General features: G+C 49.9%; 18 protein-coding genes. 10 read left to right on the forward strand and 8 right to left on the reverse strand.

The annotated features are described in order from the left end of the window. The first annotated feature begins 20 nt into the window (after positions 1-20). Positions 21-1,187 carry a methionine adenosyltransferase gene (gene metK / locus JMW05_RS01955; protein ID WP_201503741.1) on the forward strand — a complete coding sequence of 389 codons (1,167 nt, stop codon included), beginning with the start codon at positions 21-23 and terminating at the stop codon, positions 1,185-1,187. A 20-nt stretch (positions 1,188-1,207) separates the two neighbouring features. Next, a complete protein-coding gene (locus tag JMW05_RS01960; RefSeq protein ID WP_201503742.1) occupies positions 1,208-1,546 on the forward strand; it encodes a DUF3144 domain-containing protein in 339 nt (112 codons plus the stop codon). Positions 1,547-1,646: 100 nt separating this feature from the next. Here JMW05_RS01960 and JMW05_RS01965 read toward each other — a convergent pair whose 3' ends face one another. The 4 genes from JMW05_RS01965 to JMW05_RS01980 all read right to left on the reverse strand — a co-directional run bounded on the left by JMW05_RS01965 (position 1,647) and on the right by JMW05_RS01980 (position 9,039). Next, on the reverse strand, positions 1,647-3,275 hold the full coding sequence (locus JMW05_RS01965) for a BCCT family transporter (RefSeq protein WP_201503743.1): 1,629 nt from the start codon (positions 3,273-3,275) through the stop codon (positions 1,647-1,649). 102 nt (positions 3,276-3,377) lie between these two features. Then, entirely contained in the window at positions 3,378-4,613 is a 1,236-nt protein-coding gene (locus tag JMW05_RS01970; RefSeq protein WP_406947465.1) for a PQQ-dependent sugar dehydrogenase, read from the reverse strand. 338 nt (positions 4,614-4,951) lie between these two features. Next, positions 4,952-7,546 carry an ATP-dependent chaperone ClpB gene (gene clpB / locus JMW05_RS01975; RefSeq protein ID WP_201503744.1) on the reverse strand — a complete coding sequence of 865 codons (2,595 nt, stop codon included), beginning with the start codon at positions 7,544-7,546 and terminating at the stop codon, positions 4,952-4,954. 335 nt (positions 7,547-7,881) lie between these two features. Next, positions 7,882-9,039 (reverse strand): DNA topoisomerase IB, encoded by a 1,158-nt coding sequence (locus tag JMW05_RS01980; RefSeq protein WP_201503745.1) that lies wholly within the window; start codon positions 9,037-9,039, stop codon positions 7,882-7,884. A 213-nt stretch (positions 9,040-9,252) separates the two neighbouring features. Here JMW05_RS01980 and JMW05_RS01985 point away from each other — a divergent pair, with 213 nt between their 5' ends. Then, positions 9,253-9,705: a GNAT family N-acetyltransferase gene (locus JMW05_RS01985; RefSeq protein ID WP_201503746.1), complete on the forward strand. Its 453-nt coding sequence runs from the start codon at positions 9,253-9,255 to the stop codon at positions 9,703-9,705. Positions 9,706-9,811: 106 nt separating this feature from the next. Here the strand turns inward: JMW05_RS01985 and ppnP are convergent, their stop codons facing one another. The 4 genes from ppnP to JMW05_RS02005 all read right to left on the reverse strand — a co-directional run bounded on the left by ppnP (position 9,812) and on the right by JMW05_RS02005 (position 12,760). Next, positions 9,812-10,102, reverse strand: a complete 291-nt coding sequence (ppnP, locus tag JMW05_RS01990) for a pyrimidine/purine nucleoside phosphorylase (protein WP_201503747.1) — start codon at positions 10,100-10,102, stop codon at positions 9,812-9,814. A gap of 117 nt (positions 10,103-10,219) precedes the next feature. Further along, positions 10,220-11,315 (reverse strand): peptide chain release factor 2 gene (prfB, locus tag JMW05_RS01995; protein ID WP_201503748.1). Its coding sequence is split into 2 segments (ribosomal slippage): positions 10,220-11,242 and positions 11,244-11,315, totalling 1,095 coding nucleotides; the frame shifts between segments, so codons are not numbered across the junction. Positions 11,316-11,424: 109 nt separating this feature from the next. Next, the gene (locus JMW05_RS02000) at positions 11,425-12,126 is read right to left on the reverse strand and encodes an HAD family hydrolase (RefSeq protein ID WP_201503749.1); all 702 of its coding nucleotides are present in this window, start codon (positions 12,124-12,126) and stop codon (positions 11,425-11,427) included. A 94-nt stretch (positions 12,127-12,220) separates the two neighbouring features. Next, on the reverse strand, positions 12,221-12,760 hold the full coding sequence (locus JMW05_RS02005) for a gamma carbonic anhydrase family protein (protein ID WP_201503750.1): 540 nt from the start codon (positions 12,758-12,760) through the stop codon (positions 12,221-12,223). Positions 12,761-12,998: 238 nt separating this feature from the next. On the opposite strand from JMW05_RS02005, the gene JMW05_RS02010 reads away from it, so the two are divergent. The 7 genes from JMW05_RS02010 (at position 12,999) to JMW05_RS02040 (ending at position 21,732) form a co-directional block, all read left to right on the forward strand. Further along, the gene (locus tag JMW05_RS02010) at positions 12,999-13,547 is read left to right on the forward strand and encodes a phosphatase PAP2 family protein (RefSeq protein WP_201503751.1); all 549 of its coding nucleotides are present in this window, start codon (positions 12,999-13,001) and stop codon (positions 13,545-13,547) included. Between the two features lie 259 nt (positions 13,548-13,806). Further along, a complete protein-coding gene (gene carA / locus JMW05_RS02015) occupies positions 13,807-15,048 on the forward strand; it encodes a glutamine-hydrolyzing carbamoyl-phosphate synthase small subunit (protein WP_201503752.1) in 1,242 nt (413 codons plus the stop codon). 154 nt (positions 15,049-15,202) lie between these two features. After that, on the forward strand, positions 15,203-18,457 hold the full coding sequence (gene carB, locus JMW05_RS02020) for a carbamoyl-phosphate synthase large subunit (RefSeq protein ID WP_201503753.1): 3,255 nt from the start codon (positions 15,203-15,205) through the stop codon (positions 18,455-18,457). Positions 18,458-18,933: 476 nt separating this feature from the next. Next, positions 18,934-19,410 carry a transcription elongation factor GreA gene (gene greA, locus JMW05_RS02025; protein ID WP_201503754.1) on the forward strand — a complete coding sequence of 159 codons (477 nt, stop codon included), beginning with the start codon at positions 18,934-18,936 and terminating at the stop codon, positions 19,408-19,410. 250 nt (positions 19,411-19,660) lie between these two features. Then, complete coding sequence (locus tag JMW05_RS02030) at positions 19,661-20,515, forward strand: hypothetical protein (RefSeq protein ID WP_227691401.1); 855 nt, start codon at positions 19,661-19,663, stop codon at positions 20,513-20,515. Between the two features lie 224 nt (positions 20,516-20,739). After that, on the forward strand, positions 20,740-21,303 hold the full coding sequence (locus JMW05_RS02035) for a hypothetical protein (RefSeq protein ID WP_201503755.1): 564 nt from the start codon (positions 20,740-20,742) through the stop codon (positions 21,301-21,303). Between the two features lie 36 nt (positions 21,304-21,339). Continuing rightward, positions 21,340-21,732 (forward strand): hypothetical protein, encoded by a 393-nt coding sequence (locus tag JMW05_RS02040; protein WP_201503756.1) that lies wholly within the window; start codon positions 21,340-21,342, stop codon positions 21,730-21,732. The last annotated feature ends 40 nt before the right edge of the window (positions 21,733-21,772 follow it).

The raw sequence follows: 21,772 nt of genomic DNA on the forward strand, positions 1-21,772 counted from the left end.
TTCAACTAAGCGACTCCACTATGCGTGACTACAATCTATTTACTTCTGAATCCGTAAGCGAAGGTCATCCTGACAAAATGGCTGACCAAATCTCTGACGCCTTGCTTGATGCCATCTTGCGCGAAGATTTACACGCGCGCGTGGCCTGTGAGACGTTGGTCAAAACTGGGGCGGTGATCTTGGCAGGTGAGATTACCACCTCTGCCAACATCGACATCGAGCGTATCGTCCGTGACACGGTCAATGGCATCGGTTATCACCACTCAGACCTAGGTTTTGACGGCGAGACCTGCGCGGTGATTAATATGATTGGCAAGCAGTCGCCTGAGATTGCCCAAGGTGTGGATCGCAGCAAGCCTGAAGAACAAGGCGCAGGCGACCAAGGCTTGATGTTCGGCTATGCCAGTAATGAAACTGACGTCCTGATGCCTGCACCGATTGAGTTTGCGCATCGCTTGATGGAGCGTCAATCTGAGCTGCGCCGTTCAGGCGAGCTGCCATGGTTACGTCCTGATGCCAAAGCACAGGTCACCCTAAAATACGACGGCAACGCACCCGCCGCGATTGATGCTGTGGTACTCTCAACCCAGCACGACCCAAGCATCTCGCAAAAAGACTTGCAAGAAGCGGTCATGGAATCCATCATCAAACACGTGATTCCTGCCAACCTATTACACGCCGATACCCGCTATCACATCAACCCAACGGGCAAATTCGTCATCGGCGGTCCTGTTGGCGATGCAGGTTTGACAGGTCGTAAAATCATCGTTGATACCTACGGCGGTATGGCACGTCACGGTGGTGGGGCATTTAGTGGTAAAGACCCTTCAAAGGTTGACCGCAGTGCCGCCTACGCCGTGCGTTATGTCGCCAAAAACATCGTCGCCGCAGGTCTTGCTGAGCGCTGTGAAGTGCAAGTCAGCTACGCTATCGGCGTTGCTGAACCCACCTCAATCTCGGTCAATACCTTTGGTACGAGCAAAGTCAGCAATGACGAGATTATTCGCCTGATTCGTACGCACTTTGACTTGCGTCCTTACGGCATCACGCGTATGCTCAATCTCCTTCAGCCCATGTATCAAAAGACCGCCACGTTCGGGCATTTCGGACGTGTCGGCTCTGAAACTGAATTCACATGGGAAAAAACCGACAAAGCCGATCTCTTAAGAGCAGACGCTGGACTATAATCATCGCTTAGGAGCATGTTATGTCTCAAGACAACAACAGCAACATTGAAATCACCCCTGAAATGCAAGCTTTTTATCAGCGTGCTGATGCCATCATTGCTTTGGCGAACAATCAGCTTGGTCCTGATGCGCACTCAGGTCAAGTGGGCGCATCATTACTGTATGCCGCGGCACGCTACAGCGCTTCGGTTGCGTCTATCGGCTTTGTTAAAGGCGATGACTTTGCTAAAGAAAAAGAAGACATCATCGAGTTTTATGTCAAGCAGTATCGTCAAATGCTGAGCGACAACCTTACCGATTATGCGCAAAACTTTGAAAAGTACATCCAGCTGAATAAAGCGGATGGCGAGGCAGAATAAATAACGCTATTTGAGCAGCATTTGCCAAATACGTTATGCCCAACAAAAAAAGCCCCAGTTCTCGGACTGGGGCTTTTTTTATTTGAATGAATACAGATTATCAATCACCTTTCACAATCTTTGGTGGACCTTTAAGCAGATGCTCATCCACAAACTCATTGGCTGAGTTGTGCTCAGCAGACTCATCGGTAATATAGCGCTGCTGATTGCGATACAGTATCAATCGGTCACGACCTAAGCCGCGCAGCAAGGCATACATAATCACAAAGATAACCAAAGCGAACGGCAAGCCTGCGATAATCGCGGCGGACTGTAGTGCTGCCAAGCCCCCTGCCGCAAGTAAAATAGCAGCAATTGCGCCTTCGGTCAGTGCCCAAAATAGGCGCTGAATTTTTGGTGGATTGGTATCGCCGCCCGCAGTCAGCATATCAATGACAAAACTTGCCGAATCTGACGAGGTCACAAACCACAGAACAATCATGACCACAATCATCATCGTAATCGGCTGCGCTAGCGGATAGTATTCGACCAGCTTAAATATCGCGCTGCCTGTATCTTCTTGCACCGCCGCTATCAGACCAGGGTCACCGAGCAGTTCCATGTGGATGCCCACACCGCCGAACGTCGTGAACCAAAAGAACAAAATGGTCATTGGGATTAATAGCACACCCCAAATAAACTCACGGATGGTACGACCACGGCTGATACGGGCGATGAACACACCAACGAATGGCGACCAGCTGACCCACCATGCCCAGTAAAATATCGTCCATGCGCTGCGCCAATCGCTGTCGCCATACGCCTCACCCCATGTGCCGAGCGGGATAATCGAGGTCACATAGTTGCCGATATTCTCTAAAAAGCTGTCAAAAATAAACAGCGTCGGACCAAGCACCAGCATAAACAGCAATAAAATTACGGTCAGACCGATGTTGATATCACTTAAGCGCTTGATACCTTTGTCCAAGCCCATCATCACAGACATGGAGGCGAGTGCGGTAATAAAGGCAATCAGCGCAAACTGGATATTGAGGCTATCAGGAACGCCAAATAAATTGGTCAAGCCTGAGTTAATCTGCATCACACCCAGACCCAGCGAGGTCACAACGCCGAACATCGTACCGAACACGGCCAAGATATCGACCGTATGCCCCCAGCCGCCGTAAATCTTTTTACCAAGCAGGGGATATAAAGTTGAGCGAATTGATAACGGCAAACCACGACGAAAGTGAAAATACGCCAGTGCCAATGCCACGATGGTGTATAAACCCCAAGCGTGTAGCCCCCAGTGCATGAAGGAGATGCTCATGGCCTGCTTAGCAGATTCAATGCTTTCAGCCTCGCCCATGGGCGGTGCCATAAAATGATACAACGGCTCGGCTGTGCCCCAGTAAACGAGACCAATACCGATACCTGCTGAAAACAGCATCCCAATCCAAGATATCAAACTGTACTGCGGGGTTTCTGTCTGCGCCCCTAAGCGGATATCACCATAGCGACTCATCGCCAGGTAAATACATAAACCGAGCGCCACGTTGACTAAGATGACGAACAACCAGCCAAACTTGTGGGTAATAAAATTCTGTAACGCGTCAAATAAAGTCCCTGCCTGCTCTGTAAATAGCGCACCGAAAATGATAAAACCAACGATGACGATGCTTGAGACAATAAAGACAGGCTTGCTAACTCTTGGAAATGGTCCTAAGCGACCAACTTTGACATGATCCATAGCTTCTCTCTATTATGCGGGGGGACACCATAACAAGATAACCCAGAACTATCAAATTTGCTTAGGACTTGTAAAGCTTTAACAACGTTAGTTACAGTGCGTTTACTCAGGCAATAAACGAAGTAACCGACCATCAGAGCCGTCTTCTAGCACCCAGACCATGCCATCGACACTCAGTACACTGCGAATGCGCTCGCCCATATCGTAGCGATAGCGCTCTTTTGCTTGTGCATCTCGTGCATTCTCATCGGTTGGAATACTGACCACCACCAGTGATTTGGACGACAGTCCACTGATGAGCATGTTGTTTTGCCATGCGGGGAAGTCTTTTTGCGCACCTGCTTGATAAAAACTCATAGAAGCGGGCGAGATGACAGGCGTCCATGAAGTCTGCGGCGCGGTAAAATCAGGACGCGTACTGTGGTCAGGAATATCAATACCTGAATAATTGCGCCCATTGGACACCACAGGCCAGCCGTAGTTGTTGCCTTTTTCAATGAGGTTAAACTCATCACCACCACGCGGTCCCATCTCATGCGCCCACAATCGCCCTGCGTCATCAAACTGCATGCCCAAGACGTTGCGGTGCCCAAGCGTCCAGATTTGGGCACTTATTGATTGCGGCGTTGTACTCTTGTTTTTGTTTGCACTGTCAGCGTTTGCTTGCGCGTTACTTGCTGCTTTCACAAAGGGATTGTCCGCAGGAATACTGCCATCAGGGTTGAGACGGACAATTTTACCCAAGTTCGCGTTCATATCTTGTGCGGGGGTCTTTTTTTGGCGCTCGCCTGAGCTGATGTATAGGTATTGTCCATCAGGAGAAAACAGGAGGCGATGACTGTAATGCCCTTGTCCTGAGATTTTCGGCACTTGCTGCCAGATGCGGCGGATTTTGGTCAGCTTTGGAGAGGTGGTGTCCAAGTCGCTGAGCGTCGTTTTAATCACTACTGCGCCATATTTGTCATCATTAGCATCTTTTTCCACGTAGCTTAAATAGATGGCATTGGTGGTGGCGAAGTCTGGCGCGAGCGTGACATCGCCGAGTCCCCCTTGTCCACCATAGGCGACTTTAGGCACGCCTGCCACCCGATGCTTGACCCCTGTCGCGGTATCCACAACGAACAGGTTGCCACTTTTTTCAGTGACCAATAGCCTTGGCGCAGGGTCAGTGTCAGTAGGCAGGGCGGTCATTGCCCACGGCTCATCAAAGGTAGCAATGGCTTTGGTGGTAAAGGCGGGTTTTTGTGCCGTATCTTGCGCGCTACTCGTTTGCGCGTTGGCTTTGGTGCTGTTGTCGCTATTGCTGTCTGTGGCTGTCGCGGTGTTGGTATTCGTCATTGCTGCATCGGTGGTTGCGCGGCTTTGCGCATCTGTACTGCTCGCCACGCTACTGGCGGTACTCGCTTCACTGGGCGTATTGTTGGAGCAGGATAGAACGCCGAACAGCATTACCCCTACTGTCATACTTGCCAAAGGAAATTTTTGCGTTGCCATATCCTGCCCCTTATCCATAAAGTATTTTTCTTTTACGTATCATAGCCTTATTGCCTGCACCCTTTCATGCACGATGTCGTAGCCTACGTATATAAACGGTAACGAAAAAGCCCCTTATTCATGACGAATAAGGGGCTGCTTTGACAACAAGTGATAAGTTTAAAATAAGCGATCAAGGACGATTAGCTCATTCTGAGCTTGTTAAAGCTCAGTCTATCTTCGTTATCGACATCGACTTGGATGATGTCGCCTGCCACAAAGTCGCCTGCCAACAGCTTGAGCGACAGCGGGTTCTCAATCTCCTGCTGGATGGCGCGTTTGAGCGGGCGCGCACCATAGACGGGGTCGTAGCCGACCGACACCAGCTGATGCATCGCCGCATCGCTCAAGGTGATGTCCAGCTCACGGTCTTGCAGACGGCGGCGCAAGCGGTCGATTTGGATATCCGCAATGCCTGCCATTTGCGCTTGACCGAGCGCGTGGAAGACCACAATCTCGTCGATACGGTTGATAAACTCAGGTCTAAAGTGGCTGTTTACCGACTCCATCACCGCGCCTTTGATGTCCTCATACGCCTCGCCTGCCATCTCTTGGATGCGGTGCGAGCCTAAATTACTGGTCATGATGATGACGGTATTTTTAAAGTCCACCACACGCCCTTGTGAGTCAGTCAAGCGCCCATCGTCCAGCACTTGCAGCAAGATGTTAAACACATCAGGATGCGCTTTTTCGACCTCATCAAACAGCACCACGCTGTATGGCTTGCGGCGTACTGCTTCGGTCAAAGTGCCGCCCTCTTCATAGCCGACGTAGCCTGGAGGCGCACCAACCAAACGGCTGACGCTGTGTTTTTCCATATATTCGCTCATGTCGATACGAATCAGCGCATCTTCTGAATCGAATAAGAAGTTCGCCAGCGACTTGGTCAGCTCGGTTTTACCCACACCTGTTGGCCCTAAAAATAGGAACGAGCCTGACGGACGGTTCGGGTCAGACAGTCCTGCACGGCTACGGCGCACGGCGTTCGCCACCGCATTGACCGCTTCGTCTTGCCCAATCACGCGCTCATGCAATACCGACTCCATCGCCAGCATCTTATCGCGCTCGCCTTGCAGCATCTTGGTGACAGGAATGCCCGTTGCCGCGCTGACGACTTCGGCAATTTCATTGTCCGTCACTTTGTTACGCAGCAGCTTGACACCCGCGCTGCTGGTTTGCTCTTTTTGTTCTGCCAAATCCGACTCGTGAATACGGCGCTCCAGCTGCGGAATGGTCTCGTATTGCAACTTCGACATGGCTTCATAGTCGCCTTCACGGCTTGCCTTGTCATAGGCGATACGCGCTTTGTCCAGCTCGTCTTTGAGCTGCTGACTGCCTTTGACCAGTGCCTTTTCTGACTGCCAGATCTCATTCAGGTCAGCGTATTCTTTTTCCAGCTCGTCAATCTGCATGTTCAGCGCTTTGAGTTCCGCTTTTGCACCCGCGTCTTCTTCGTTCTTTAGCACTTCGCGCTGCATTTTTAGCTGAATCAAGCGGCTGTCCAATTTGCCAAGGGATTCAGGCTTGCTGTCCATCTCCATACGCAAACGGCTCGCCGCCTCATCGACCAAGTCAATCGCCTTATCGGGCAATTTGCGGTCAGTGATATAGCGATGGCTCATACGCGCTGCGGCAATGATGGCGCTGTCTTGAATGTCAACGCCATGGTGCAGCTCGTAGCGCTCTTTTAGCCCGCGCAAAATCGCGATGGTGTCTTCAACAGTCGGCTCATCGACCAATACCTTTTGAAAACGGCGCTCAAGGGCGGCGTCTTTTTCAATATATTGACGGTACTCATCCAGCGTGGTCGCGCCAACACAGTGCAGCTCGCCGCGTGCCAAGGCGGGTTTTAGCATATTGCCCGCGTCCATTGCGCCATCGCTCTTGCCCGCGCCGACCATGGTGTGCAGCTCGTCGATGAACAAGATGACGTTACCTTCTTGTTTGGCAAGGTCGCTCAGCACGCCTTTTAGACGCTCTTCAAACTCGCCGCGATATTTTGCGCCCGCAATCAGTGCGCCCAAATCAAGCGACAAGACTTCTTTGCGGCGCAAGCCTTCAGGCACATCACCATTGATGATTTTTTGTGCCAAGCCTTCGACAATCGCGGTCTTACCGACACCCGGCTCACCAATCAGCACCGGGTTGTTTTTGGTGCGGCGTGACAGCACTTGGATGGTGCGGCGAATCTCTTCGTCACGCCCAATCACAGGGTCGAGCTTGCCCATCTCCGCGCGCTCGGTGAGGTTGATGGTGTATTTGTTCAGCGCATCGCGTTGGTCTTCGGCATTTTGGTTGTTCACCGTATCGTTACCTCGTAGCTGTTCAATGACATTTTTGAGCTGGTCGGCTTTCACCCCTGCCGTTTCAAACAGTTTTTTGGTATCGCCCTGCTCGGCTAGGGTCAGCAGTACCCACTCAGTGGCGATAAAGTCATCGCCCGCCTTTTGTGCCTGACGGTCGGCGAGGTTTAAGATTTTCGCTGACGCGGGTGACAGATTGACCTCACCTGTCGGCTCGCCAATCACCGCCAGATTGTCCAGCGCTTTTGCCACGCCATTTTTGAGTGCGGCAATCGAGCCGCCCGCCTGTTGGCAAATGGACAGATTGGCTTCGTCTTGTAGCAAGACCGCCAAGATATGTACAGGCTCAATGCCCGTATGGTCACGACCCAGCGCTAGACTTTGCGCTTCTTGCAGTGCGGCTTGCAGCTTTTGCGTAAATTTATCAAATCTCATCATCGTATCCTTAGTTGCGTAAAGAAAAGCGGCAGATTGTTTTAGGTATGTCGCCGCTTGCTATCATGCTGGTTATATAAGGTAGGAGCAGATATGTTTCAAGTCGATTGACTTAAATTTATTAAGCTATAAAACATCGACTGTTAATATCTACTTATACCCCTTTTAAAACCATTGATATGCTTCTGTTCTTCTATATCGGCGCTTATTTATTCTTTTTCAAGTCTTTTTTGTGATTATTTATGCCATTTTTTCATGACAAGTTCGTGACCGATTGGCATGAGGAACACATTCGATGAAACGCTATTTTTTTAGTCGTTTAACTGTCATGGTGATTATTGTGCTGCCATATCTTCTAAAAAGCTGAGCAGCGCCTTTTCTTCGCATTGTTGATGGTTGCGCGTGCGTCCACGGCGGGCATTTTTGTAGGGCTCAAAAAATGTGCCCGCCAAGAATGATTCGATAATCACAGGGTGAATGTAGGAGGCGCGGCAGACCGCGGGCGTGTTGCCTAGCGCAGTGGAGACGGACTTGACCATATCGACCACCACTTGCTGGCGCAACTTGCTGTCAGGTTCGCTTGCCAGAATGTCACTGCCTGCGGGCGGGACGACTTTTTCGTCTATCGCATTTTGCTCAGTAGGCAGGTTGCCTTGGCAAGCGCGGTACAGATAATCGGCTGCCAGTACACTTGCCATCCATGTGCGAAAGTCTTTGGCGCTGTACAATACGCCCGTTTCGCAATCCAAATGCTCGCGCAGGTAGTCATTAATGTCGCCACTATCGACGACTTGCTTGTCGCCATCGTCATCAAGGTATTTAAAAATCTGATAGCCTGGCAGCTCTGAGCAGGCATGAACAATCTCAATCAAGCGCTCATCTTGCAGCTCAATGTGGTGCTGCTTGGCGCTTTTACCGACAAAATCAAACGCCAATCCGTCTTCGGTATCGCTTAAATGCTTGCTGCGCAGGGTGCTCAGCCCATAGCTTTTGTTTTGCTCGGCATAGCGACTGTTACCGACGCGGATTAAGGTGGTTTCTAACAGCTTAACCACTGCCGCTAAGACATTGGCGCGTGATAGTGCCTCTGCTTCCAAATCACGCTCGACCTGTGCGCGCAGGCTGGGCAGCCCATGCCCAAAGCCAATCATGGCATTGAACTTGGCTTTGTCGCGGGCGCTTTCCCAATTGGGATGATACAGGTATTGCTTACGCGCTTTGTCATCGCGTCCTGTGGACTGTAAGTGCCCGTCTTCATGCTGACAAATCCACACCTGCGACCACATCGGCGGGATGCCCAAACTATCAAAACGCGCCTTTAATGCCTTATCCTTGACCGTTTTGCCATTAACATCGCGGTAGCTAAACCCGCGCCCCCAACGGCGGCGGCTGTAGCCTGGCTCTTCGTCGCTGACGTAGCGTAGGTTGGCACAGCGTGCTAAATATTCGTAATCGTGTCGCGGGTCGGTGCTGTCAGGGGTAGTATGACTCATTGTGGCCTCATGGGGTCAGTGCAGTTATTATTTATATTGCTGTTTTTTTGCTCTGTTTGAGAGCATAAATAATGCGCGCAGGTTTTGCTGTGGGTTTGCCTGCGACAATGTGTAATACTGTGTAAGCTCGCTATAAATTTATGATATTAAATATGTTGTAAGTGCTCTTCAAAACAAAAACCGACCGCTAAATCGCCAACCAAGAGAAACGCCATGACTACCGCCACGCCTGAAATACACCCATTGACCGCTGATGATTTTGGGCTATGGCAGACACTGTGGCATGACTATTTGCGCTTTTATGATACCGACTTGCCAACGGATACGACGGTCGCGACATGGCGCAAAATATTGGATACGAACAGCGCTATTTTTGGTTTTGGCGCGTGGCAAGACGGTCATCTCGTAGGTATCGTGCATACGGTACTGCACCCGAACACATGGAATACGACGGACTGCTGTTATTTGGAAGATTTGTTTGTCACAGATGCGCTGCGCGGTCAAGGCGTCGGACAGGCGCTTATCCATCATGTGTACGACTTTGCCGCGCAGCAAGGCTGCAATCGCGTATATTGGGTGACGCAAGCAGACAACCTGCCAGCACACCAGCTGTACGAACGCGTGGCAAACCAAACCGAGATGGTGCAGTACCGCAAGGATTTATAATTAAGGCTTTGCGTTTATTAATCGGCATAAAAAAACGCCAAACCCATTGAGGTCTGGCGTTTTTTATTCACACTTTTGGCAACAAACGCGCTGCCTATATGTTGATTTAGGCTGATTCACCATAGGTACATAAGTAGGCGGCATCGGCATCCACTTTGACATCAAAGGTTTTGTTGGCTTCAATGCTGAACTGCTCACCGACTTCAAAGGTCTGCCAGTCGTCTGCATCAGGCAGCTTGACGGTCAACGCGCCGCTAATGACTTGAATGGTTTCAAATTCTTTGGTACCAAATTCGTACTCGCCCACGCTCATCACGCCGACAGTCGCTGGTTGGCTGATGGTTTTAAAAGCAATAGAGGTCACACGGTTGTTAAAATATTGGTTTACACTGGGCATAATCTTTCCTTAGATTGTCGGTGGTGGGGTGTGGCGCGCCGCACTCAGCGCACGCAATAGAGGCGCTGAGTGGCAACTGCCGTGCGTGGTTCTGTATATCAGAACCACGTGCGTTATTTACAGCCCTGCCTTGAGGCTGGCTTCAATAAAGGGGTCAAGCGCCCCGTCAAGTACGGCCGTGGTGTTTGACGTTTCAACACCCGTACGCAAATCTTTAATGCGCGAATCATCAAGGACATAAGAGCGAATCTGGCTGCCCCAGCCGATGTCTGACTTGCTGTCTTCTAATGCTTGCTGCTTTTCCATACGCTTTTGCATCTCAAGCTCATACAGCTTTGCGCGCAGCATTTTCATCGCGGTGTCTTTGTTGGCGTGTTGGCTACGCTCATTCTGACAGGCAACGACCACACCCGATGGCATGTGCGTGATACGTACCGCAGAATCTGTGGTGTTCACGTGCTGACCACCCGCGCCAGATGAGCGATAGGTATCGATACGCAAATCGGCAGGATTGATATCAATCTCAACATTGTCATCAATCTCAGGCGACACAAACACCGCCGCAAATGAGGTGTGACGACCGTTGTTGCTGTCAAACGGTGACTTACGCACGAGGCGATGCACGCCAATCTCGGTACGCAGCCAGCCAAAGGCATAATCGCCTTTAATCGCAAGCGTCGCCGACTTAATGCCCGCCACGCCCCCTGCAGAGACTTCAATCACATCGACCTTAAAGCCGTGCGCTTCCGCCCAGCGGGTGTACATACGCAGCAGCATCTCTGCCCAATCTTGCGCCTCAGTACCGCCACTGCCCGACTGAATGTCGAGGTAGCAGTTATTGGGGTCCATCTCGCCGCTAAACATACGGCGGAACTCCAGCTCCGCCAGCTGCGACTCTGCGCCATCCAGCTCGCTGTCCACATCGGTCAGTAGCGACTCGTCTTCGGCTTCGACCGCCAGCTCCAGCATGGCACTGGCATCGTTTAGGCTGTCTTCGAGCGAGGTCACCACACCGATGACGCCATCCAAATGACTTTTTTCTTTGCTGATTTTTGCGGCGCGCTCAGGGTCGTTCCACAGCTCAGGGTTTTCTAGCTCTAAATTGACTTCTTCTAGGCGCTCTTGCTTGCCATCTAAGTCAAAGATACCCCCGAAGATCCTGCCCACGGGCGCTCAAATCTTTAATACGTTCTTGATACTGATTGATTTCCATACTCTGTCCTACGCTCAGTCATACGACTGGTTAAAATAAAAATACACCGAAAAGGCTAAAAAAAGCAAACGCTATATGCAGGCAACCAAAAGGCAAGTGCATTCAGACGCTATATCGACCAGTCCTCGACCGCCCAGCGATGCGCTAAGGCGTGCGCGTGTAGCACCGCATCGGGTGACACACACACAGGCACATCCGCCCATTCTAGGAGTGCCATGTCATTTTTGGAGTCCGAATAGGCATAGGTTTTGGCGTATTGCACACCCGATGCGCGCTTATTGTCCAGCCATTTTTCTAAATGGTAAATCTTACCTGCCTGAAAATTGGGCTTATCGGTGAGCTTGCCTGTATAGCGGTCGTCTTTGATTTCAAGCGGCGTCGCCAATACATTGGCTGCCATAATATCAAAACGCGCCGCGATTGCCGATACCACAAAGTCATTGGTGGCAGAAATAATCACCACATCATGCCCGCGCGCTAAGTGACTTTGGATTGCGTCTAGCGCTTGCGGGCGGATATGCGGCTCAATATCCTGCTTGATATAGTCCTCACGCAGCTCGTGCAAGCGCGCCATCGGCAAGGTGGTCAAAAACTGCGCCACAAACTCATTGTACTCGGTCGCATCGAGCGTGCCCTCGATATACTGCTCATAAAAAGCTTGGTTGGCAGTGCGGTACTCGGCTTCGTCAACCAAGCCATTTTTAACAATATATTCGCCCCACAGATAGTCGCTATCGACATCTAATAAAGTATGGTCAAGGTCAAACAAAGCCAGCTCACGTTGGCGGTCTTGGTCGGTCGTCTGCGTCATAACAGTCCTATATAAACAGTGCAAAAATAAAAATCAGAATAAAATAAGAAAAAGATTAAAGGTAAAAAGGTATCGAATTAAGAAAAACGCCGCGCTATTCGTTAGGCAGCGCCACTTCACTCAAATGCACGCTAAAATCCTGCCCGCGCTTGGCATAGTGCGCAGCGGACAGCTTGAGCTGCTCGGCTTGCTCATCAGTCAAGGTTTTGACCACTTTGGCTGGCGCGCCCATCACCAATGAATTGTCAGGAATCGCTTTGCCTTCGGTCACGAGTGCCTTAGCGCCAATGATACAGTTTTTGCCAATCTTGGCGTTATTTAATATCACCGCCCCGATACCAATCAGGCTGTTATCACCCACCTCACAGCCATGCAGCATCGCCATGTGCCCAACCGTCACCCCTTTGCCAATCTGCATATCAATGCCAGCATCGGTATGGATGACGCTGTTTTCTTGGATATTGGTATTATCGCCGATATGAATGCGTGCATTATCACCGCGTATCACCGCCCCAAACCAAATGCTGACTTGGTGCCCGAGATACACATCACCAATCACGCGCGCGCTGTCTGCGACAAAGCCTTGAAACGGTGTGGCAAACTGCGGGGTCTTGTCCTTATATTGATATATCATAACCTGTCCTTATGTTTGAGTCGCGAAAGTCTACTTGCGTGTTTTGTGCATGACTGTGCTGCCTTTTCAGTGCAATGCTATCCCCGCAGGGTATGCGCGCTGACAGACAAGGCTTGCCATACTGCCTCACCTTTTTTTGTGCATTGTAGTACAATCGCGCCTGCTTTTATTATGCATGCGATTTAGTATAGCGCCATGCTATCACAGATGATAGAGACACCTTGACGAGCCTATAACGATGAGTACACGTCCCTTTTTATTGACGCTCTGCCCCCTTGCGCTGAGCGCCGCCCTACTTGCGCCAAGCGCACACGCCGCCTCAAATCTTGAGCGCGCAGGTGATGTGCTGGCGGTGGGCATTCCTGCCCTTGCCTATGGCAGCACCTACTATATGGATGATAAAACAGGACGCCATCAGTTTTATCAAGCACTCGCCACCAATGTGGCGACCACCTATACCCTAAAAACCTTGGTGGACAAAGAGCGCCCTGATGGCAGTGATAACGACTCGTTTCCTTCAGGACACACCGCGCTTGCCTTTGGCGGTGCCAGCTTCATTCATAGACGCTATGGGCTTGAGTACAGTATTCCTGCCTACGTGGGCGCGACCTTTGTCGGTTATAGCCGCATCCATGCGGACAGACACGACGCCACCGATGTACTGGCAGGCGCGGCGATTGGCGGTTTGACGAGCTTTTATGTCACGCCGTATGAGCATGGCGGGCTGAGCGTTGCGCCCAATATCGCACCCGATTACTATGGATTGATAGCCCATTATGAATTTTAGGGCGAATTTAACCTGTTAGCGCACCTTCAAAGCTAGCCCTAAACCCAAAAGTTTAGTATAATGCGCAAAATCTGTGCCTAAGCGAGCGGACATGATGCGATTTACTTCTTCACTATCTGGTGATTTTTGTAGTTCTCATTCAGATGTCTTCTCGCTTTTTTGTGGCAAATTTTTGCCTTTTGCGGGCATTTGACCCCTCAGCAGGTACGACATTTTGCGACAAATGGTGGGCACTCACCAATCATAACGGAGGCAAACCTTGAATTCATCGGCAGATATACAAGCAATTTTGGCACTAGCAGATGGTACAATTTTTCGTGGTGTGAGTATCGGTAGCCGTGGTCATCGTGTCGGTGAGGTCGTATTTAATACAGCCATGACAGGGTACCAAGAAATACTGACCGACCCAAGTTATGCCCGCCAGTTGGTCACCTTGACCTATCCGCACATTGGTAACACTGGCACCAACAGTGAAGACAGCGAATCTGGTAATACCCACAAAATCTGGGCAGAAGGTCTGATTATCCGTGATGCCACTATGGCAACCTCAAGTTTTCGTAACACCGAATCATTAACCGATTACCTCACGCGCAATGACACGGTCGCGATTGCCGACATCGACACCCGTAAGCTGACGCGTATCTTGCGTGATAAAGGCGCACAGCATGGCTGCATCATGACTGCCTCAGAAGGCAGCGCCATCACCCCTGATGACGAGCAAAAAGCGATTGAACTGGCAAAAGGCTTTGCGGGTCTATCAGGTATGGACTTGGCAAAAGAATGCTGCAACCCTGATGGCTTTGAGTGGACAGAAGGCACGTGGGAGCTGTCAGACACCCTACTTAACCGCGACGTCGAAGGCAGCTTTGATACTGGTACTGGCGGCTTCTTTAAACAGCTTGGCAAACACATCGACGAAAAATACAACGTCGTTGCCTATGACTTTGGTACCAAAACCAACATCCTACGTATGCTCGTTGACCGCGGCTGCCGCGTGACGGTCGTCCCTGCCGAGACGCCAATCGCTGACGTACTGGCGATGAATCCAGACGGCATCTTCTTATCAAACGGTCCTGGTGACCCAGCAGCATGTACCTATGCCATTGACAACGTGCGTCACATCATCGAAAACACCGATGTCCCGACCTTTGGTATCTGCCTAGGTCATCAGCTCGTTGGTCTTGCCAGCGGCGCGAACACCATGAAGATGAAAACGGGTCACCACGGCGCCAACCACCCTGTACAAGATGTGGAAGCAGGCACGGTGATGATTACCAGTCAGAACCACGGCTTTGCGGTCGATGAAGCGACTTTGCCAGACAATGTCAAATCAACGCACCGTTCATTGTTCGATGGCACCAACCAAGGCATCGAGCTGACCAACAAGCCTGTCTTTAGCTTCCAAGGTCACCCAGAAGCCAGCCCAGGTCCACACGACTGCGCGCCATTATTTGACCGCTTTATCACCTTGATGGAAGCAGCGAAAACAGCACAAGCATAAGCGTATGCGGTCATTATCTGCCTAGCGGATAAGACGACAGACAGGCGCGGTACACCCTATCGCGCCTGTTATGCCGCACCTAGCAGATAACCAAGTACCGTGACTTCTTTTTTCATACTTATTTTTTTAATATTTAACGAAGGTTGCCACAACTATGCCAAAACGTACCGACATAAAAAGCATTCTTATCATTGGCGCAGGCCCTATCGTCATCGGTCAGGCGTGTGAGTTTGACTATTCAGGCGCACAGGCGTGTAAAGCACTGCGTGAAGAAGGTTACCGCGTTATTTTGGTCAACTCAAACCCTGCGACCATCATGACCGATCCTGTCATGGCAGACGCCACCTACATCGAGCCAATCACTTGGCAGACGGTTGAGCAAATCATCGCCAAAGAGCGTCCAGACGCCATTTTGCCAACGATGGGCGGTCAGACCGCACTAAACTGCGCGCTTGAACTGGACAAGCACGGCGTATTGACCAAATACAACTGCGAGTTGATTGGCGCGACCAAAGACGCCATCGAAATGGCAGAAGACCGCGACCTATTTGATAAAGCAATGAAACGTATCGGTCTTGAGTGCCCACGCGCTGAAGTCGCTGAAACCATGGAAGAAGCCTTTGCTACCCAAGAAAAAATGGGCTATCCGTGTATCATTCGTCCCTCATTCACTATGGGCGGCTCAGGCGGTGGTATCGCGTACAACCGTGACGAGTTCATCGAGATTTGTGAGCGCGGCTTTGACTTGTCACCGACCCATCAGCTTTTGATTGATGAATCACTCATCGGTTGGAAAGAGTACGAGATGGAAGTGGTTCGTGACAAAAACGACAACTGCATCATCATCTGTGCCATCGAAAACTTTGACCCAATGGGCGTGCATACAGGCGACTCAATCACCGTTGCCCCAGCGCAAACCTTGACCGACAAAGAATATCAAATCATGCGTAACGCCTCACTCGCGGTACTGCGTGAGATTGGTGTCGAGACTGGCGGCTCAAACGTACAGTTCGGTCTGAACCCAAAAACAGGTCGTATGGTCGTTATCGAGATGAACCCACGTGTATCACGTTCATCCGCACTGGCTTCAAAAGCGACGGGCTTCCCTATCGCCAAAATCGCTGCAAAATTGGCAGTCGGCTACACGCTTGATGAGCTACAAAACGACATCACTGGCGGCAAAACCCCAGCGAGCTTCGAGCCTGCGCTTGACTACGTTGTGACCAAGATTCCACGCTTTAACTTTGAAAAGTTCTCAAAAGCGGACAACGTGCTATCAACGCAGATGAAATCTGTGGGCGAAGTCATGGCGATTGGTCGTAACTTCCAAGAGTCGATGCAAAAAGCCCTACGCGGCATGGAAACGGGCGCAAACGGTTTTGATGAGCAAATCGACTTTGCCAAAGTCAGCGTCGATGCAGCACGTACTGAAATCACCAACCGCCTAACCCTGCCAACGCCTGAGCGTATCTTTTACGTTGCAGACGCGTTCCGCGTGGGCATGAGCGTCGATGACGTGTTTAATTACACCAAAATCGACCCATGGTTCTTGGTACAAATCGAAGACATCGTAAAAAGTGAAGCGACTGTAAAAGCGCTTGGCTTTGGTGGTCTAAACGCAGACAACCTACGCAGCTTTAAGCGTAAAGGTCTGTCTGACTTGCGTCTTGCTGAACTGCTTGGCGTCTCGCAAAAGCAATTGCGTCAAAAGCGTTGGGACTTGGGCGTCTATCCTGTGTACAAGCGTGTCGATACCTGCGCCGCAGAATTTGCGACCAGCACCGCGTATATGTACTCAACCTATGACGAAGAGTGCGAAGCGAACCCAACCGACAAGAAAAAAATCATGGTCATCGGCGGCGGTCCAAACCGTATCGGTCAAGGTATCGAGTTTGACTACTGCTGTGTACACGCGGCACTTGCCATGCGTGAAGACGGCTTTGAAACCATCATGGTCAACTGTAACCCTGAAACGGTATCAACCGACTATGACACCTCTGACCGTCTGTACTTTGAGCCAATCACGCTAGAAGACGTGCTAGAGATTGTCCGTGTTGAAAACCCAGACGGCGTTATCGTCCAGTTCGGTGGTCAGACGCCGCTAAAACTGGCACGCGCACTGGAATCTGCGGGCGTAAAAATCATCGGTACCAGCCCAGACGCCATCGACCGCGCTGAAGACCGTGAGCGCTTCCAGCACATGATTCAGCAGCTGAACCTAACCCAGCCATCAAACGCGCTAGCCACCAGCTTTGAAGACGGCTTAGTAAAAGCCAAAGATGTGGGCTACCCACTCGTTGTCCGTCCTTCTTACGTCTTGGGCGGTCGTGCGATGGAAATCGTCTATAACGAAGATGAGCTAAAGCACTACTTACGCACTGCCGTACAAGCGTCAAACGAAGCACCTGTACTGCTTGACCGCTTCTTAGATGACGCTATCGAAGTTGACGTTGATTGCGTGAGCGACGGCAAAAACGTCGTTATCGGCGGCATTATGCAGCATATCGAACAGGCGGGCGTCCACTCAGGCGACTCAGCATGTTCATTGCCACCATACTCGCTATCAGACGAGCTGTGTGACGTGATGCGCGCGCAAACCGTTGCCATGGCAAAAGAGCTTGGCGTGGTTGGTCTAATGAACGTACAGTTCGCGGTAAAAGGCGAAACCGTGTACATCCTTGAAGTGAACCCACGCGCCGCGCGTACCGTACCGTATGTATCAAAATGCATCGGCACGTCACTGGCGCAGGTTGCTGCCCGCTGTATGGCTGGCTCAAGCCTAGAAGAACAAGGCTTTACTGCAGAAATCAAACCGTCGTTCTACGCGGTCAAAGAAGCGGTATTCCCGTTTGCCAAGTTCCCTGGCGTTGACCCTATCCTAAGCCCAGAGATGAAATCAACCGGCGAAGTGATGGGCGTGGGCAAAACCTTTGGCGAAGCCTTTTACAAAGCCATCATCGGCAGTAACGAGCGTCTGCCAGGCTTGCCTGTTGAGGGCGAGACCAAAACCGTCTTTATCTCTGTACGTGACAGCGACAAAGCGCAAATCCCAGCCGTTGCGAAGCAATTGGCGGATTATGGCTTTAAACTGGTCGCGACCGAAGGCACGCAAAAAGCCATCGAAGCCGAAGGCATCGAGTGTGCGCGTATCAACAAGGTCACCGAAGGTCGTCCACACATCGTTGACGCGCTGAAAAATGGTCAGATTGATTTAATCATCAACACTACCGAAGGCAAGCAAGCGCAAGAGGACTCGTTCTCTATTCGCCGCAGCGCGCTACAAGGTAAAGTGTTCTATGTGACCACGCTCGGCGCGGCTGACGCGGTATGTAAGTCATACGCCATTGACTTGCCATTTGAAGTGTACAAGCTTCAAGACCTACATCAGCAAGCACAAACGGCTGAATAAACCTGACTGGCTCATGTGCGCTTTGCATGAGCACACGGTTATTTAGCCATCTATGTTTTGTGTTGATACAAGCATAAACGCCATTTTTTAAGACAACAACGCGCCCTGATACCCAATTTGTATCGGGGCGTTTTTTATGCAAGGTATTACAATCTTTTACCCATATTCGCCTGCACCCCCTTGCCTATCGGCACTGCATACAGGTAGAATGAGATTATTGTTTCAAACGTTATTATGCAAGGCAAACCTGTATGCCGCGATAATCGAAGACCAAAACGCTTGTGTTTTTGCCGACAAAGACACGGACATAACGATTTTTTGACAACAAAAACGCCCAGTTTCTCGGGCGTTTTTGTTATCGTGCGTTTATAATTTTGGCTGCGGTTGTGCTGTTTGCTTATTGCCTGTTTGGTGCGCTGCCATGCCGCCAAACATTTTTATTCGTATCATAGAACCGACACATTAAAGGACATCATATGCAACGCTATCCCATGACTCCGCAAGGACACGCGACTCTAGAAGCTGAGCTAAAGCAGCTCAAAAGCGTCGATCGCCCACGCATCACCGCCGCTATCGCTGAAGCCCGCGAACATGGCGACTTAAAAGAAAACGCCGAATACCATGCCGCCCGTGAGCAGCAAGGCTTTTGTGAAGCGCGTATCCGCGATATCGAAGCCAAGCTTGGCGGCGCGCAAATCATCGATCCTGCCACTCTGCCAAGAGAGGGTCGCGTGGTGTTTGGCGTGACGGTAGTCATCGAAAACATGGACACCGAAGAAGAAAAGCGCTACAAAATCGTCGGCGATGACGAAGCGGACTTTAAAGCGGGCAAAATCTCAGTAAACTCGCCCATCGCGCGCGGCTTGATTGGTAAAGTGGAAGGCGATGAAGTACGCATCCAGACCCCAAGCGGCACGGTCGAATACGAAGTGATGGAAGTCGTTTACGAGTAGCCTTCCTCGTCTTGTCGGTTACATAATACTGCTTTTTTATCACGTTGAAATTGCTGCATAATTTGCGATACATACCGTGTTAAACGTCTTGTGACCACTGATGCTGTTCATCATCATCAGCTTTTACGCCCTCGTGTTTTGACATCGATATTGTCAAAACACGGGGGTTTTTCTGTGTCAATGTATGCAGATTTTTATCTTATTTACGTTGTTTTTCCATGATTGGTTATTCGTTATTTAGGAGTTTGTTATGATGATGTCTTCTGTTTTATCACGTTCTGCGAGTATCGCAGCCCCCTTAAGCGCCTTATTTGCCGCTATGCTCAGTATCAGCGCACACGCTGCACCTGAAGTTTATGTAACCCCTAATGTCGGCGGCACGACCACAGTGGTCGAGCAGCACTCAGACGGTTCGATCTCGACAATCAGCGCCTCACCCAGTGGTATCACGATGCGCGATGGCATGCCCTATTCGGTCACCACCGTCAACACCACACCGCGATATAGCATTCGTCAAGGGACAACAACGGTCACCACCTTGCCTGCGCCTGTCACCGTTGCGCCGACCGTGATTGCCGCTCCTGCAGTGACCGTCACGCCAGCCACTACCGTGGTGACACCCGCGCCGACGGTACTGACGCCTGTGACCACCGTTGCGCCGCCTGTCATGACCACGACACCTGCAGTGACCACCGTGTCTATTGACACTTTGCAGTTGCAGCCGACCTTTAGCGCGCCGAATGTCGTCAATGCCAATACCAAGATTATGAAAATCTTAAAAAACAGTGACGGACGTGATGTCGCTGTACCTGCCAATCACATCGCCCCTGGTGACGTGATTGAATACCGCACCACCTATACTAACACCAGCGCGCAGCCGATCAGCAATGTCAATGCGACCGTTGCGCTACCGAGCAATGTTCAGCTGGTCTCTTTAAACAGCCCGCTGCCGACCCTTGCCACCACGGGCAATGGCTATCAGACCATCCAGCAGATGGGCAACACCACTGTGATTCAAGAAAACTATTCTGGACTGCGCTGGGACTTGGCAAACGTGACCACGGACGCGCCGCAAACGGTTGTGATTCGTGCGAAAGTGCAGTAGGTTTTGCTGATTTAGCTTTGTCATTAAATCAATCATAGTGTACTAGAAGAAGGCTTTGTACGTTTTAAAATAACGGACAAAGCCTTTTTTGTTTGCTAGAAATACAGTTTTATCATCAGAATTTTGCTATAGTGCTGCTAATTAAAAACAAATATCTGGTTATCATTTGCATGTATAGAGTGACTTCTTTTTGTTCATTGATCTTCATAATTTACGGTTGTATTTTGAGTTCCACTTCTTGGGCGAAGTCCACTGAACCAGAATTTGACAATAGCTTTTATATATCAAAAATTTGCACTGCTTATATAACTCAAAATGATGCTGAATATTGCGACGATGGATATATTCTTAAAAGCGAAACATTAGCAAATGGTCAAACTAAAGAGACCGTCTTAATGGATGAAATTGGTGCTTACGGTTGGAATCATATTTCTATTAATAAAATTGACACTGAGACTTATCACGTCTATGTTGGCTGCGGTACTTCGTGCGGTGCAAATATGCTATTTGGTCGTGACAGTAAGGAGCAAGACTTTGGTCTATACTTTGATCGTCATGCAAACAGTCAATGTACTATTGAATACGATAATGAAAAAAAACAATGGGTTGCGCGTCGTTTCTTCTCTAATAAAGAAAGTTTATTGCCTTCGACCTATGACCCTGATGCATTTGCGTTTGCCGCTTATCCCAAATATCGTGTTGAGTTTGACCAAAAAGGACGTCTTATTGTCAAAGAAAATTTCTCAGATGAAGTGATTCAAACGTTGCCCAATCCCTGCGACCATTGACGCGATAGGATACGATGATTTGTAAATAGGAAACATATGAATTATTACTTATCCCAGTTAAAATGGATTATTAATGCTTTAGCTTTAGATCCAAAGCAGTTATATAAATTGTTACCAGTAGGGGATTTTGTCCCTCTTGAACTAGTACAACAATATGAAGGGGTGGTAGATGAAGACTTATCTAACATCCAATGTATTTTATCTGCTGATCAACTTAAGGGAATTGAACCTTTAAATACCTATCTATATACGATCATACAGAAAGAAGATTTAGCCGACGCTTGGTATGATAATGACTTTGTCTATAGTCCAGAATGGCAAGTCCTACATACGATGGCAAAAGATTTTGAACAGTATATGGGCTGGCAAATATCAGAGCCACTACCCCCATTGTACAGCCAAGTTATTGATATTAATAATGAATCATAAATCTAAAACTTAAAGCAAGTTACATCAAACCGTTCACCAC

Source organism: Psychrobacter aestuarii, assembly GCF_904846035.1.
GTDB classification, from domain to species: domain Bacteria; phylum Pseudomonadota; class Gammaproteobacteria; order Pseudomonadales; family Moraxellaceae; genus Psychrobacter; species Psychrobacter aestuarii.

What these genes read in the sequence shown, in the direction of transcription:
- metK (WP_201503741.1), top strand. Translation starts at nt 21, where the DNA reads ATGCGTGACTACAATCTATTTACTTCTGAATCCGTAAGCGAAGGTCAT.
- JMW05_RS01960 (WP_201503742.1), top strand. Translation starts at nt 1,208, where the DNA reads ATGTCTCAAGACAACAACAGCAACATTGAAATCACCCCTGAAATGCAA.
- JMW05_RS01965 (WP_201503743.1), bottom strand. Translation starts at nt 3,275, where the DNA reads ATGGATCATGTCAAAGTTGGTCGCTTAGGACCATTTCCAAGAGTTAGC.
- JMW05_RS01970 (WP_406947465.1), bottom strand. Translation starts at nt 4,613, where the DNA reads ATGACGAATACCAACACCGCGACAGCCACAGACAGCAATAGCGACAAC.
- clpB (WP_201503744.1), bottom strand. Translation starts at nt 7,546, where the DNA reads ATGAGATTTGATAAATTTACGCAAAAGCTGCAAGCCGCACTGCAAGAA.
- JMW05_RS01980 (WP_201503745.1), bottom strand. Translation starts at nt 9,039, where the DNA reads ATGAGTCATACTACCCCTGACAGCACCGACCCGCGACACGATTACGAA.
- JMW05_RS01985 (WP_201503746.1), top strand. Translation starts at nt 9,253, where the DNA reads ATGACTACCGCCACGCCTGAAATACACCCATTGACCGCTGATGATTTT.
- ppnP (WP_201503747.1), bottom strand. Translation starts at nt 10,102, where the DNA reads ATGCCCAGTGTAAACCAATATTTTAACAACCGTGTGACCTCTATTGCT.
- JMW05_RS02000 (WP_201503749.1), bottom strand. Translation starts at nt 12,126, where the DNA reads ATGACGCAGACGACCGACCAAGACCGCCAACGTGAGCTGGCTTTGTTT.
- JMW05_RS02005 (WP_201503750.1), bottom strand. Translation starts at nt 12,760, where the DNA reads ATGATATATCAATATAAGGACAAGACCCCGCAGTTTGCCACACCGTTT.
- JMW05_RS02010 (WP_201503751.1), top strand. Translation starts at nt 12,999, where the DNA reads ATGAGTACACGTCCCTTTTTATTGACGCTCTGCCCCCTTGCGCTGAGC.
- carB (WP_201503753.1), top strand. Translation starts at nt 15,203, where the DNA reads ATGCCAAAACGTACCGACATAAAAAGCATTCTTATCATTGGCGCAGGC.
- greA (WP_201503754.1), top strand. Translation starts at nt 18,934, where the DNA reads ATGCAACGCTATCCCATGACTCCGCAAGGACACGCGACTCTAGAAGCT.
- JMW05_RS02030 (WP_227691401.1), top strand. Translation starts at nt 19,661, where the DNA reads ATGATGATGTCTTCTGTTTTATCACGTTCTGCGAGTATCGCAGCCCCC.
- JMW05_RS02040 (WP_201503756.1), top strand. Translation starts at nt 21,340, where the DNA reads ATGAATTATTACTTATCCCAGTTAAAATGGATTATTAATGCTTTAGCT.